This is a genomic window from Cupriavidus sp. 207A1 (genome assembly GCF_057798955.1).
The window spans coordinates 39,068-52,430 of sequence record NZ_JBYOJO010000025.1; the positions used below are offsets into that span (position 1 = coordinate 39,068).

11 protein-coding genes are annotated in these 13,363 nt (G+C 69.0%); 8 read left to right on the forward strand and 3 right to left on the reverse strand.

Annotation, left to right across the window (positions count from 1 at the left end):
- Nucleotides 1–20: 20 nt before the first annotated feature.
- The 8 genes from mfd (at nucleotide 21) to AC3FMM_RS30560 (ending at nucleotide 10,138) form a co-directional block, all read left to right on the forward strand.
- Entirely contained in the window at nucleotides 21–3,470 is a 3,450-nt protein-coding gene (gene mfd, locus AC3FMM_RS30525; RefSeq protein WP_326348305.1) for a transcription-repair coupling factor, read from the forward strand.
- A gap of 79 nt (nucleotides 3,471–3,549) precedes the next feature.
- Nucleotides 3,550–4,785: an acetylornithine deacetylase gene (gene argE / locus AC3FMM_RS30530; RefSeq protein ID WP_488688174.1), complete on the forward strand. Its 1,236-nt coding sequence runs from the start codon at nucleotides 3,550–3,552 to the stop codon at nucleotides 4,783–4,785.
- Between the two features lie 139 nt (nucleotides 4,786–4,924).
- A complete protein-coding gene (locus AC3FMM_RS30535; RefSeq protein WP_488688176.1) occupies nucleotides 4,925–6,304 on the forward strand; it encodes an amidohydrolase in 1,380 nt (459 codons plus the stop codon).
- Nucleotides 6,305–6,411: 107 nt separating this feature from the next.
- The gene (gene serB, locus AC3FMM_RS30540) at nucleotides 6,412–7,266 is read left to right on the forward strand and encodes a phosphoserine phosphatase SerB (protein ID WP_115680068.1); all 855 of its coding nucleotides are present in this window, start codon (nucleotides 6,412–6,414) and stop codon (nucleotides 7,264–7,266) included.
- Between the two features lie 278 nt (nucleotides 7,267–7,544).
- The gene (locus AC3FMM_RS30545; protein ID WP_488688178.1) at nucleotides 7,545–7,832 is read left to right on the forward strand and encodes a hypothetical protein; all 288 of its coding nucleotides are present in this window, start codon (nucleotides 7,545–7,547) and stop codon (nucleotides 7,830–7,832) included.
- Nucleotides 7,829–8,140 (forward strand): hypothetical protein, encoded by a 312-nt coding sequence (locus AC3FMM_RS30550; RefSeq protein ID WP_115709171.1) that lies wholly within the window; start codon nucleotides 7,829–7,831, stop codon nucleotides 8,138–8,140. Before AC3FMM_RS30545 ends, AC3FMM_RS30550 begins: the two co-directional genes overlap by 4 nt.
- Before the next feature lie 10 nt (nucleotides 8,141–8,150).
- A complete protein-coding gene (locus tag AC3FMM_RS30555; protein ID WP_488688181.1) occupies nucleotides 8,151–9,800 on the forward strand; it encodes a PepSY-associated TM helix domain-containing protein in 1,650 nt (549 codons plus the stop codon).
- A gap of 98 nt (nucleotides 9,801–9,898) precedes the next feature.
- Complete coding sequence (locus tag AC3FMM_RS30560) at nucleotides 9,899–10,138, forward strand: DUF2789 domain-containing protein (RefSeq protein ID WP_115709167.1); 240 nt, start codon at nucleotides 9,899–9,901, stop codon at nucleotides 10,136–10,138.
- Nucleotides 10,139–10,151: 13 nt separating this feature from the next.
- Here AC3FMM_RS30560 and AC3FMM_RS30565 read toward each other — a convergent pair whose 3' ends face one another.
- The 3 genes from AC3FMM_RS30565 to bktB all read right to left on the reverse strand — a co-directional run bounded on the left by AC3FMM_RS30565 (nucleotide 10,152) and on the right by bktB (nucleotide 13,350).
- Nucleotides 10,152–11,369: a cystathionine beta-lyase gene (locus tag AC3FMM_RS30565; protein WP_116312445.1), complete on the reverse strand. Its 1,218-nt coding sequence runs from the start codon at nucleotides 11,367–11,369 to the stop codon at nucleotides 10,152–10,154.
- Nucleotides 11,370–11,533: 164 nt separating this feature from the next.
- Nucleotides 11,534–12,157: a hypothetical protein gene (locus tag AC3FMM_RS30570; protein ID WP_115709163.1), complete on the reverse strand. Its 624-nt coding sequence runs from the start codon at nucleotides 12,155–12,157 to the stop codon at nucleotides 11,534–11,536.
- Between the two features lie 8 nt (nucleotides 12,158–12,165).
- Nucleotides 12,166–13,350, reverse strand: coding sequence for a beta-ketothiolase BktB (gene bktB, locus AC3FMM_RS30575; RefSeq protein WP_115709161.1), 1,185 nt, complete (start codon nucleotides 13,348–13,350; stop codon nucleotides 12,166–12,168).
- Nucleotides 13,351–13,363 lie beyond the last annotated feature (13 nt).

Sequence of the window (13,363 nt, forward strand, 5' to 3'; positions counted from 1 at the left end):
TTTGAACGCCCCCTGCCGACATGCCTGACGCCACGCCCGCCTTTCCCTTTGTCAACCTGCCGCTGGTCAAGCCGGGGCTGCGCCACAGCGTGGCCGGCCTGCGCGGCTCCGCCGATGCGCTCGCGGTGGCCGCTTATGCGCGCCAGCACCGCGAGCGCGCGCCGATGCTGGCGGTGGTGTGCTCGCATGCGGTCGATGCGCAGCGCCTGGCCGAGGAGATCCCGTGGTTCGCGCCGGAGCTGCGCGTGCGCCTGCTGCCCGACTGGGAAACCCTGCCCTACGACAGCTTTTCGCCGCACCAGGACCTGGTGTCCGAGCGCCTGGCGACCCTGCACGACATCCAGACCGGCCAGTGCGACGTGATGCTGGTGCCCGCCACCACCGCGCTGTACCGGCTCGCGCCGCCGGCCTTCCTGGCCGCCTACACCTTCTTCTTCAAGCAGGGCGAGCGGCTCGACGAGGCCGCGCTCAAGGCACAGTTCACGCTGGCCGGCTACGAGCACGTCAGCGCGGTGATGCGGCCCGGCGAATACAGCGTGCGCGGCGGCCTGATCGACCTGTACCCGATGGGCTCGGCGCTGCCATACCGCATCGACCTGTTCGGCGACGAGATCGAGACCATCCGCGCCTTCGATCCGGACACGCAGCGCAGCCTGTATCCGGTCAAGGAAGTGCGGCTGCTGCCCGGGCGCGAGTTCCCGCTCGACGAAGCCGCGCGCACCGCCTTCCGCGGCCGCTGGCGCGAGGTGTTCGAAGGCGACCCGACCAAGTCGCCGATCTACAAGGACATCGGCAACGGCGTGCCGTCGGCCGGCATCGAATACTACCTGCCGCTGTTCTTCGAGCACAGCGCCACCGTGTTCGACTACCTGCCCGCCGACACCCAGCTGGTATTCGCCGGCAACATCGACGAGGCCATCCGCCGCTTCTGGGCCGACACCACGCAGCGCTACAACTTCATGCGCCACGACCGCGAGCGCCCGCTGCTGCCGCCCGCGGACCTGTTCCTGTCCGAGGAGCAGTTCTTCGTCGCCGCCAAGCCGATGGCGCGGCTGGTGCTGCAGGTGGAAGCCGGCGCGGAGATGCCGGCGTTCTCGGGCATCCTGCCCGACGTCGCGGTCAACCGCCGCGCCGAAGACCCGCTGGTCAACCTGGAGTCGCTGCTGCTCGACCGGCAGACCCGCGTGCTGATGTGCGCCGACTCCGCCGGCCGGCGCGAGACGCTGCTGCAGCTGTTTGCCGAAAGCGGCCTGCGTCCGCATCCGGTCGATGACTTTGCCGCGTTCCTGGCCGGCGACGCGCATTTCTCGATCGCGGTGGCGCCGCTGCAGAGCGGCTTTGCGCTGCCGCAGGCGCAACTGGCCTTCGTCACCGAAGCCGAGCTCTACGCCGGCACCGCGCGCCGCACCGGCCGCCGCAAGCAGGAGCAGGCCTCGGCCGTCGATTCGATGGTGCGCGACCTGGCCGAGCTGAAGATCGGCGACCCGGTGGTGCACAGCGAGCACGGCATCGGCCGCTACCAGGGCCTGGTGACGCTGGACATGGGCCAGGGCGACGAAGAGTTCCTGCACCTGGACTACGACAAGGGCAGCAAGCTGTACGTGCCGGTGCACCAGCTGCACGTGATCTCGCGCTATTCGGGCGCCGATCCCGATACCGCCCCGCTGCACCACCTCGGCTCGGGCCAATGGGACAAGGCCAAGCGCCGCGCTGCGCAGCAGATCCGCGACACTGCCGCCGAACTGCTCAACCTGTACGCGCGCCGCGCCGCGCGCGAGGGTTTCGCCTTCCCGCTCTCGCCGAAAGACTACGAGACCTTCGCCGAAAGCTTCGGCTTCGAGGAAACCCCCGACCAGGCCGCCGCGATCGCCGCGGTGATCGCCGACATGACTTCGGGCAAGCCGATGGACCGGCTGGTCTGTGGCGACGTCGGCTTCGGCAAGACCGAGGTGGCGCTGCGCGCGGCCTTTGTCGCCGTGCTCGGCGGCAAGCAGGTGGCGATGCTGGCGCCGACCACGCTGCTGGCCGAACAGCATTTCCAGACGCTGTCCGACCGCTTCGCCGAATGGCCGGTGCGCATCGTCGAGCTGTCGCGCTTCAAGACCAAGAAAGAGATCGACGCGGCCATCAAACAGATCAACGAGGGCAGCGTCGACATCGTCATCGGCACCCACAAGATCCTGTCCGACCAGGTGAAATTCCAGCGCCTGGGCCTGGTCATCATCGACGAGGAGCACCGCTTCGGCGTGCGCCAGAAGGAAGCGCTGAAGTCGCTGCGCGCCGAGGTCGACGTGCTGACGCTGACCGCCACGCCGATCCCGCGCACACTGGGCATGGCGCTGGAAGGGCTGCGCGACTTCTCGGTGATCGCTACCGCGCCGCAGAAGCGGCTGGCGATCAAGACCTTCGTGCGGCGCGAGGAAGACGGCGTGATCCGCGAGGCCATCCTGCGCGAGCTCAAGCGCGGCGGGCAGGTCTACTTCCTGCACAACGAGGTCGAGACCATCGAGAACAAGCGCGCGAAGCTCGCCGAGCTGGTGCCCGAGGCGCGCATCGCGGTGGCGCACGGCCAGATGCACGAGCGCGAGCTGGAGCGCGTGATGCGCGACTTCGTCTCGCGCCGCGACAACATCCTGCTGTGCACCACCATCATCGAGACCGGCATCGACGTGCCGACCGCCAACACCATCCTGATCCACCGCTCAGACAAGTTCGGGCTGGCGCAGCTGCACCAGTTGCGCGGCCGCGTCGGGCGTTCGCACCACCAGGCCTATGCCTACCTGCTGGTGCATGACGTCGACGGCCTGACCAAGCAGGCGCAGCGCCGGCTCGAGGCGATCCAGCAGATGGAGGAACTGGGCTCGGGCTTTTACCTGGCCATGCACGACCTGGAAATCCGCGGCGCCGGCGAGGTGCTGGGCGACAAGCAGTCGGGCGAGATCCACGAGATCGGCTTCCAGCTATACACCGACATGCTCAACCATGCGGTCAAGGCGCTGAAGGCCGGCAAGGAGCCCGACCTGATGGCGCCGCTGGCCGCCACCACCGAGATCAACCTGGGCACGCCGGCGCTGCTGCCCAACGACTACTGCGCCGACGTGCACGAGCGCCTGTCGCTGTACAAGCGGCTAGCCAACTGCGAGACCCCCGAGCGCGTCGACGATATCCAGGAAGAGCTGGTCGACCGCTTCGGCCGGCTGCCGGCGCAGGCGCAGGCGCTGGTGGAAACGCACCGGCTGCGCATCGCCGCGGCGCCGCTGGGCGTGCGCAAGATCGACGCCGGCGAAGCCGCCATCAGCGTGCAGTTCGTGCCCAACCCGCCGATCGACGCGATGCGCATCATCGACCTGGTGCAGAAGAACCGCCATATCAAGCTGGCGGGTCAGGACAAGCTGCGCATCGAGGCCAAGATGCCGGACGTGGCGGTGCGCGCGCAGACCATCAAGCATACGCTGCGGCAACTGGCGTAGCGCCGATGCCGGGCGTGCATGGACGCGGCGCGCGGCCGGGTGTAGCATCGATTCCTTAACAAGTTAGCGATAACGCCCCATGCCGACCCAAGCCGCCCCCGCCCAAGCCGCTCCAGCCCATTCCCGCCAGCCCGTCCCTGAAACCGCCGCGCGCGGCAGCGCGCTGGAATGGACCCAGCGTCTGGTCGCGTACGACACCACCAGCCGCAATTCCAACCTGGGACTGATCGAGTCGGTGCGCGACCATTTCCTGGCCAAGGGGTTGAAGCCGCATCTGAGCTACAACCCGCAACGGGACAAGGCCAACCTGTTCGTCACCGTGCCCGCGGCCAATGGCGAAACCAACGGCGGCATCGTGCTGTCGGGCCATACCGACGTGGTGCCGGTGGACGGCCAGGCCTGGACCACCGACCCGTTCAAGCCGGTGGTGCGCGACGGCAAGCTGTACGGCCGCGGCACCTGCGACATGAAGGGCTTTATCGGCACCAGCCTGTCGCTGCTGCCCGCCATCCTCGACGCCCGCCTGCGCGAGCCGGTGCACTACGCACTGTCGTTCGACGAAGAGATCGGCTGCATGGGCGCGCCCTACCTGCTGGCCGAACTGCGCGAGCGCGGCGTGACTCCCGGCGGCTGCATCGTCGGCGAACCCACCAGCATGCGCGTGATCGTCGCGCACAAGGGCATCAATGCCTACCGCTGCTGCGTGCGCGGCCAGGCCGCGCATTCGTCGCTGACGCCGCGCGGCGTCAACGCCATCGAATACGCGGCGCGGCTGATCTGCTTCATCCGCGACATCGCCGACGAGTTCAAGGCCAACGGCCCCTACGACCAGGCCTTCGACGTGCCCTACACCACCGCGCAGACCGGCACCATCCAGGGCGGCATTGCGCTCAACACGATCCCGGCGCTGTGCGAGTTCGTGTTCGAGTTCCGCAACCTGCCAGGCGTCGATCCGGAAGCGATCTACGCGCGCATCCAGGCCTATGCCAACGACGTGCTGCTGCCGAAGATGCGCGCCGAACATGCCGATGCCGACCTGACGCTGAGCAAGATCGCCGCCGCGCCGTCGCTCGACGTGGCCGAGCAGGAAGCGATCACGCAACTGGTACGCGCGCTGACCGCGGACCGCGACACCAACAAGGTGGCCTACGGCACCGAGGCCGGGCTGTTCCAGCGCGCGGGCATTCCGGCGGTGGTATGCGGGCCCGGCGATATCCAGCAGGCGCACAAGCCGGACGAGTTCGTTGCGCTGGAACAGCTGGCCGCGTGCGAGGCGTTCCTGCACAAGGTGGTGGACAGCCTGCGCGTGAGCTGACTGCCGGCGTATCGAACCCTTGCTCCCCTCTCCCTTTGGGAGAGGGGAGAAACCACTTTACATTCCACGGTGCATTGCATTTTGCAGAGCGCCAACCACACCGCCAGCATCAGACCAACAACAACGAAGGAGATCCTGCATGGCCGCACGTCGCACCGCATCCCGCTCCACCACCCGCTTGGCCCTCGCCGGCCTGGCCCTGGCCGCCGGCCTGCTGTGCCACAGCGTGCAGGCGCAGACGCCTGCCGCACCCGCCGGCGCCGATGCGCTGCATGCCCAGATCGAAACCCGCGCCAGGGCGGTGGAAAAGCAGCTGATCGCCTGGCGCCGCGATATCCACCAGCATCCCGAACTGGGCAACTACGAAACCCGCACCGCAAAGCTGGTGGCGGACCACCTGCGCAAGCTCGGCATGGAGGTAAAGACCGGCGTGGCCAAGACCGGCGTGGTCGGCGTGCTCAAGGGCGGCAAGCCCGGACCGGTGGTGGCGCTGCGCGCCGACATGGACGCGCTGCCGGTGAAGGAGCGCGTCGACGTGCCGTTCGCGTCCAAGGCCAAGGGCCAGTACCTGGGCAAGGAAGTCGACGTGATGCACGCCTGCGGCCATGACACGCACGTGGCAATCCTGATGGCCACGGCCGAGGTGCTGGCCGGCATGAAGGACCAGCTGCCCGGCTCGGTCAAGTTCATCTTCCAGCCGGCCGAGGAAAGCCCCGCCGACTTCGAGCCCAACGGCTCGAACATGTGGGGTGCCAAGCAGATGGTGGCCGAGGGCGTGCTGGACAACCCGAAGGTCGACGCGATCTTCGGCCTGCACGTCACCAGCGGCATCGAATCGGGCAAGCTGGGCTGGCGCAGCGGCGCGTCGATGGCCGCGGCCGACCAGTTCTGGATCGACGTCAAGGGCCGCCAGACGCACGGCGCGCGGCCGTGGGGCGGGATCGACCCGATCGTGGTGGCATCGCAGATCGTGATGGGGCTGCAGACCATCCAGAGCCGCCAGGTCAACGCCATGCTGGAACCGTCGGTGATCACCGTGGGCACCTTCCACGGCGGCAACCGCATGAATATCGTGCCGGAAAAGGTCGAGATGATGGGCACCATCCGCACCTATGACGAAGGCATGAAGAAGGACATCCACGCCCGCATGAAGCGCACCACCGAGGCGATTGCGTCGAGCGCCGGCGCCGAGGCGAATTTCCGCGTGGTCGAGCTGTACAACGCCACCATCAACCAGCCGGCGCTGACCGAGAAGATGGCGCCCACGCTGCAGCGCGTGGCCGGCGACGGCAACTGGATGATCACGCCCAAGGCCACCGCCTCCGAGGACTTTTCGTTCTACCAGGAGAAGGTGCCGGGCCTGTTCTTCAATCTCGGCGTGACGCCCAAGGGACAGGATGTGACCAAGGCGCCGTCGAACCACTCGCCAGAGTTCTATGTGGATGAGCCGGCGCTGATCAACGGCGTGCGCGCGCTGTCGAGCCTGACCGTGGACTACATGGTGATGGCGCAGCGCTGAGCGCATCGCCCGTGCGCGCCGCGGGGGGCTACAATAGCGTTTTTGCCGCGTTGCAGCCCCCTCCGCCTTGCCGACGACCGCGGCAAGCGCCCGATTTTCCGTCCGCCATGCCCCTGATCCTGCAGAGCCTCGCCCCGCTGTCCCCCGCCGACCTCGACACCGCCCGCACCCTGGCCCGTGCTTCCGCACTGGTGCCGCGCAGCGACACCGTGGCCGTGGCCGAGGACTGCGCACCACTGACGCCGGCGCTGCGCGACGCGCTCGATGATTTCTGCGGCCCGCGCGCGATCGACTGGGCAGTGGTGCCGGCCGGGCGCAAACTGTCCGACTTCCGCCTGGTGGCGATGGATATGGACTCGACCCTGATCACGATCGAGTGCATCGACGAGATCGCAGACTTCTGCGGCCTCAAGGCCGAGGTTTCCGCCATCACCGAAGCCGCCATGCGCGGCGAGATCACCGACTTCAACGAAAGCCTGCGCCGCCGCGTGGCGCTGCTCAAGGGGCTGGACGCCACCGTGCTGGAGCGCGTCTATGCCGAGCGCCTGCGGCTGTCGCCGGGCGCGGAGCGCATGCTGGAAACGGTGCGCGCGCTGGGCCTGAAGACGCTGCTGGTATCCGGCGGCTTCGTGCACTTCACCGACCAGCTCAAGCCGCGCCTGCAGCTCGATTTCACCCGCGCCAACACGCTCGAGATCGTCGACGGCAAGCTGACCGGCAACGTCGTCGGCGAGATCGTCAACGCCGACGTCAAGGCCCGCACCGTGCAGGAAATCTGCGCGCAGATCGGCGCCACGCCGGACCAGGCCATCGTCATGGGCGATGGTTCGAACGACCTGAAGATGATGGCCGTGGCCGGGCTGTCGGTGGCGTTCCGCGCCAAGCCGGTGGTACGCGCACAGGCCAGCGTCGCCTTCAACCACGTCGGCCTCGACGGCCTGCTGGCGCTGTTCCCGCACTGATCCCCCGCCAGGCGCCCCGCCTTCTGAAGCGTCCGCCGCGCGCGGACGCCGCTCGCGCGCCGTCGCCGCGCGGGACGTTTCCGGTGCAGTGAACTCCCCGAAAAGGTATCAGGCACCGCCGTCATTCCCGCGCAGGCGGGAATCCAGCGTCTTTTGCTGCCACGGGGTTCCCGCTGGCGCGGCAACGACAGTGGCAAACTGAACACCCCCCAAGCCGGTGCTTGCGCACACAAATGCGAATCATTATTATTAATGTTTCGTTGATCTGACATTGCCCCATGCAAGTTCTGGCCGTCCTTCTTGGCCTGGCTGCGGCCGCGTGCCTGTACCTGGCTGCGCCCAACCAGGTGTTGCTGCCGCCTGGCACCCTGACCCGCCCGCGGCTGGCCGGCTGGCTGGGGCTGGCGCTGACCTGTGTCAGCACCTGGCTGTGGAGCCTCAGCGATGGCTGGCCGGTCGCCATCGCCGCCAGCCTGGTCACGGTGCCGTGCGCCCTGTCGGTATGGCCATTCATCGGCACCTGGGCGGCACGCAAGCGCCACGGCGCGCGGGGGCAGCAAGCATGAGCGCGGACACCTCCGGCATGGGTACCAAGTGGCTGGCCGGCACGCTGCTCGGCCTGCCGCTGGCGATGGTGCTGTGCACGCTGGCGATCCTGGCCCTGCCGGACGGCTGGCAAACCGGCATCGTCGCGGCCGTGACGGCCTGCCTGCCGGTGTGGGTAGCGATCATCAGCGCCAGCCTGCTGTTCCGTTCCAGCCGCAGTGCGTGGCTATGGCTGGGCGGCGCCAACCTGCTCGGCTTCGGCGTGCTGTGGGCGCTGCGCCTGGCCGGCCTGGCGCCGGCCGCACTGGCCGCCCTGCCCACCCCCTGAGATTGCCATCATGAAAACCGCAACCCTGCGCCTGTACCAGACGCTGCACACCTGGGTCGGCCTGATGGCCGGCTGGGCCCTGTTTATCGCCTTCTTTGCCGGGGCGATCACCGTATTCCACCACGAGCTGCATGTCTGGCAGTCGCCATCACGGCTCAAGGGCAGCGCGCCGGTCGAGGCCCAGGCGGACCCGGCCGCGGTCGACCGCTTCATGCAGAAGCTGGTCGCGATCCATCCCGAAGCCGCGGCCAGTGCCTACGTGATCATGCCGTCGGAGGGCGAGCCCAGTATCTCTGCCTACTGGCAGGACAAGGCCGGCGAGTGGCAGATGACCACCGATGCGCGCCTGGCCGGCAACGCGGCGATGCAGCGCGACACCTCGCGCGACCACGTCATGGGCGAGCTGTCGGCGTTCCTGAACAGCCTGCACTATTCGCTCGGCATCCCGGTCGGCGGCATCTATTTCATGGGCGCGATCTCGGTGCTGTACGGGCTGGCGCTGGTGTCCGGCGTGCTGCTGCACCTGCCGCGGCTGAAGAAGGACCTGTTCGCGGTGCGCCCCGGTCGCAACCTCAAGCGCTTCTGGATGGACACGCACAACGTGCTGGGCCTGTTCAGCCTGCCCTTCCACCTGGTCTTTGCCATCACCGGGGCGCTGTTCTGCCTGTCGCTGGTGCTGATGATGGTGTTCAACACGCTGACCTTCAACGGCCGCCTGTTCGAGGCGGTGCCGACCGCCACCACCGCGGTGCCGGAAGTTGTCGCCGCAGGGCGCGCGGTGCCGACGCTGCCCACCGCCACGCTGATGCAGATTGCGCGCGAACACGGCGGCGAGCGCTTCACGCCAGAATCGTTCCGCTTCCAGCGCTACGGCGGCGCCAACGCCGTGGTCGAAGTGCGCGGCACCAGCACGCGGGCGCTCGGCAACCTGGGCTCGGTCGGCATCCACGCCGCCAGCGGCGAACCCAATGCCGGCCAGCTGACGGCCAACCAGACCGCCGGCGCGCGCGACGGCAACCACGGGCTCTACAGCGCGCTGTACGCGCTGCATTTCGGCACCTTCGGCGAGCTGCCGGTGCGGCTGGTCTACCTGCTGGCCGGCCTGGCCGGCGCCTTCCTGTTCTATTCGGGCAACCTGCTGTGGATCGAATCGCGGCGCAAGCTGCGCCAGGCCGAGCAGCCGCGCGTGCATCGCCTGCTGGCGCAGGCCACCGTGGGCGTCTGCATCGGCTGCTGCATCGGCGTGGCGCTATGCTTCCCGGCGGCGCTGCTGTGGCCCGAGCGCGCCGTCAGCCAGACCTATTTCATCGTGTTCGGCCTGGCCTGCGCCTGGGCGCTGCTGCGCGCGCCCGTGCGCGCCGCGGTGGAGCTGCTCTATGCCGCCGCGCTGGCCGCGCTGACGGTGCCGCTGTCGAACGCGATTCTGACCGGCGACCACCTGCTGCACAGCATCCCCAGCGGGCACTGGATCATCGCCGGCTTCGACCTCGGCGCGATCGCACTGGCCGCGGGTTTTGTCGCCCTCGCCCGCGCCACCGCGCGGCGGGCCCGCAGCGGGCCGGCGGAGTCGGTCTGGGCCATGCCGCGGGCAGGGCTGGCGCAACCAGGCGCCAGCGCCGCTGCCGGGGCCAAGGCGATGTCCGGCACCGAGTCGCGCTGAAGCGCTGCCGCAATAAAAAACGGACGCCGCGGCGTCCGTTTTTTGTTGTCGGGACTGCCCTACACTAGCAGAGGTCAACCACCGCGAGCCCAACCATCATGGAACCGACCTTCCACCAGTTTTCAGAACTGTTCGACCAGCTTGGCCTGGCGTCCGACGAAGCCAGCATCCGCAACTTCATCGGCAAGCATGCGCCGCTGCCCGAGACCCTCGAGCTGGCCGAAGCCCCGTTCTGGACGCCCGCCCAGGCCGCCCTGCTGCGCGACGAGCTGCTCGATGACGCCGACTGGGCCGAAGTCGTCGACCAGCTCAACCTGGCGCTGAGGCAGCCAGCCTGAAATTGTCGCCCGCTCAGGCGGACAGCGTGGCCTCGATCGCCTGGCGCAGGTCGGCGATCAGGTCGCGCGTGTCTTCCAGGCCGATATAGAGCCGCACCAGCTCGCCGGTATCGTGCCAGCCCGCCGGCGGCCAGGTGCCGGCCGGGCGCATGCCCTGCACGTGGTACGGCACCGCCAGGCTGTGCGCGCCGCCCCACGACCAGCCGATGGCAAACAGCTGCAGGGCCTCGACGAAGGCATCGACCTGCTGGCGCGTATAGCGCTCGCGCAGCACGATGGCAAACAGCCCGCTGGCGCCGGTGAATTCGCGGCGCCAGTTGGCATGGCCGGGACAATCCGGCAGCGCGGGATGCAGCACGCGGGCCACCTCCGGCCGCTGGCGCAGCCATTCGGCCACCTCGCGTGCGGCGCGGTCATGCGCCGCCAGCCGCACCGGCAGGCTCGGCAGCGCGCGCAGCACCAGGTGGCAGTCGTCGGCGGACACGCCCCAGCCCATCAGCATGCGGGCGCGCTTGAGCCGGCCGTGCAGGGCATCGTCGCAGGTCAGCACCGCGCCCATCAGCACGTCGCTGCCGCCCGACTGGTACTTGGTCAGCGCCTGCACCGAGATATCGATGCCGTGCTCGAACGGGCGGAAGTAGACGCCGGCCGACCAGGTATTGTCGATCGCGGTCAGCACGCCGCGCGCACGCGCCGCGGCGACGATGGCGCCGCAGTCGGGCACTTCCATCGTCACCGAGCCGGGCGACTCCATCCAGATCAGGCGCGTGTTGGGCTGGATCAGCCCGGGCACCGCGGCGGCGTCCATGGGATCGTAGTAGCGCACGGTCACGCCGAAGTCGCGCGCCAGCCACTCGCCGTGGTCGCGGTTGGGGCCGTAGACGTTATGCGGCACCAGCACGTCGTCGCCGCTCTTGAGCAGCGCGAAATACACCAGCGAGATCGCCGCCAGTCCCGACGGCTGCAGCAGCGTGTGGCGCGCGCCCTCGAGCAGCGCCAGGTGCTGGCACAGCGCCTCGCTGGTCGGCGTGGCATGCAGGCCGTAGCGCCAGTAGGTGGTGGCACCGTCGCCATGCGCGCGCAGTTCGGCAAGGTTGCGGAACACCACGGTCGAGCCGCGGTGCGTGGCCGGGGAGAACGAGGCAAAGCCGGGAGCGATGTCCAGCTCAGGCTGGACCGCGACGGTCTGCAGGTAATGGGATGCGGGCTTGTCGGATGGGGAATCGGACACGGCGGTTTCCTTGCTGGCTGCCGGGCGGCCGCGTCATCCAGCCAATGCGGCGGAGTGCTTTAGAGTGCGGCACGGTCAGGCATGAGACGCGATGAGCCTCCGAGCTTACCAGCAAATGCCGCCCGCGCCACCGGGAGGCTTCAGCGCGTGGCGCCGGAAAAGGCTTACCAGCCGGAAATCGACGACTTTGGCGGCGGCGGCGCGTAGGTGACGCCGCTGTTGGGCGTCATGTCGAACGGGGGAATCACCAGCATGCCGAGCGGGCGGATAAAGAACGGCAGCACGATGGCCGGATTGAAGGCATCGGTCCAGGTGCCGCGCACCGCGCCGCTGGCGTCGATGCTGCCTTCCCAGTTGCCCGACACCCGGGTGCCGTCGTCGGACTCCTCCATCAGGAAGGCGCCGTCCTCCCACTCGCCGGCCAGCAGCCGCACGCCGGCGCCGCGGCCGCTGTATTCGCCGCGCACGCTGTCGCGTTCGTCGGGCTTGGGGCCCAGGCGCAGGCGCACCGGCTGGTCGCCGACCTTGCCGACATAGACCGGCAGCGACGCGTACTCCGGCCGCGGCGCCAGCGGCCGGGCGGCGCCGGTCGACAGCGCCGCGCCGCGGCGGGCCTCGCCGTCGCGGATGGCCTGGTTCAGGCCCAGCGCTTCACCGCCAGCGGTGGCGCCGCTCACCGGGCCGGTCGACAGCTCGGTGGCCGGCGCCGCCTGCGCCGCGCCCGCCAGGGCGAGCACGGCGGCGGCGCCAAGGGTCGTGCAAAGGTCGGTCAGCCGGGCCACGCGCAAGGCAATCCTCAGATCCGTTCGAAGATGGCGGCAATGCCCTGCCCGCCGCCGATGCACATCGTCACCAGCGCGTAGCGGCCTTGCACGCGGTTCAGCTCATGCAGCGCCTTGACCGTGATCAGCGCGCCGGTGGCGCCGATCGGGTGGCCCAGCGAGATGCCCGAGCCGTTCGGGTTGACCTTGGCCGGGTCCAGGCCAAGCGCCTTGCTGACCGCACATGCCTGCGCGGCAAAGGCCTCGTTGGCTTCGATCACGTCCAGGTCCGACACCTGCAGGCCGGCACGCTCCAGCGCGATCTTGGTCGCCGGCACCGGGCCGATGCCCATGGTCTTGGGGTCGACGCCGGCATGGCCGTAGGACACCAGGCGCGCCAGCGGCTTCAGGCCGCGGCGCTCGGCCTCGGCGCGCTCCATCATCACCACGGCGGCGGCGGCGTCGTTCAGGCCCGAGGCATTGCCGGCGGTGACGGTGCCGTTTTCCTTGACGAAGACGGGCTTGAGCTTGGTCATGTCATCCATGGTGGCGTCATGGCGCACATGCTCGTCGGTGTCGAAGCTGACCTCGCCCTTGCGGCCCTTGGTCACCACCGGGACGATCTGATCCTTGAAGTAACCGGCCTTGATCGCGGCGGAGGCGCGGCGGTGCGATTCCAGCGCGGCCTCGTCCTGCTGCGTGCGCGAGATCTCGTATTCCTTGGCGACGTTTTCGGCGGTCACGCCCATGTGGATGCGGTGGAACGGGTCGTGCAGCGCGCCCAGCATCATGTCGACCAGGCCGGCATCGCCCATGCGCGCGCCCCAGCGTGCCGCCGGGGCCAGGTAGGGGGCGCGGCTCATGCTTTCGGCACCGCCACCGATGGCGACGTCGGCATCGCCCAGCAGGATGGTCTGCGCGGCGCTGACGATGGCCTGCAGGCCCGAGCCGCACAGCCGGTTGACGGTCAGCGCCGGGGCATTTGTGGAAACGCCGCCGTTTACGGCCGCTACGCGGCCGAGGTACATGTCGCGCGGCTCGGTCTGGATCACGTTGCCGAACACCACATGGCCGACGTCGTCGCCCGATACCTGCGCGCGGGCCAGCGCCTCGCGCACCACCAGCGCGCCCAGCTCGGCCGGGGCCACGTCCTTCAGGCTGCCGCCAAAGGTTCCGATCGCGGTGCGGACACCGCTCACTACTACCACTTCACGCGTCATGACTGTCTCCATC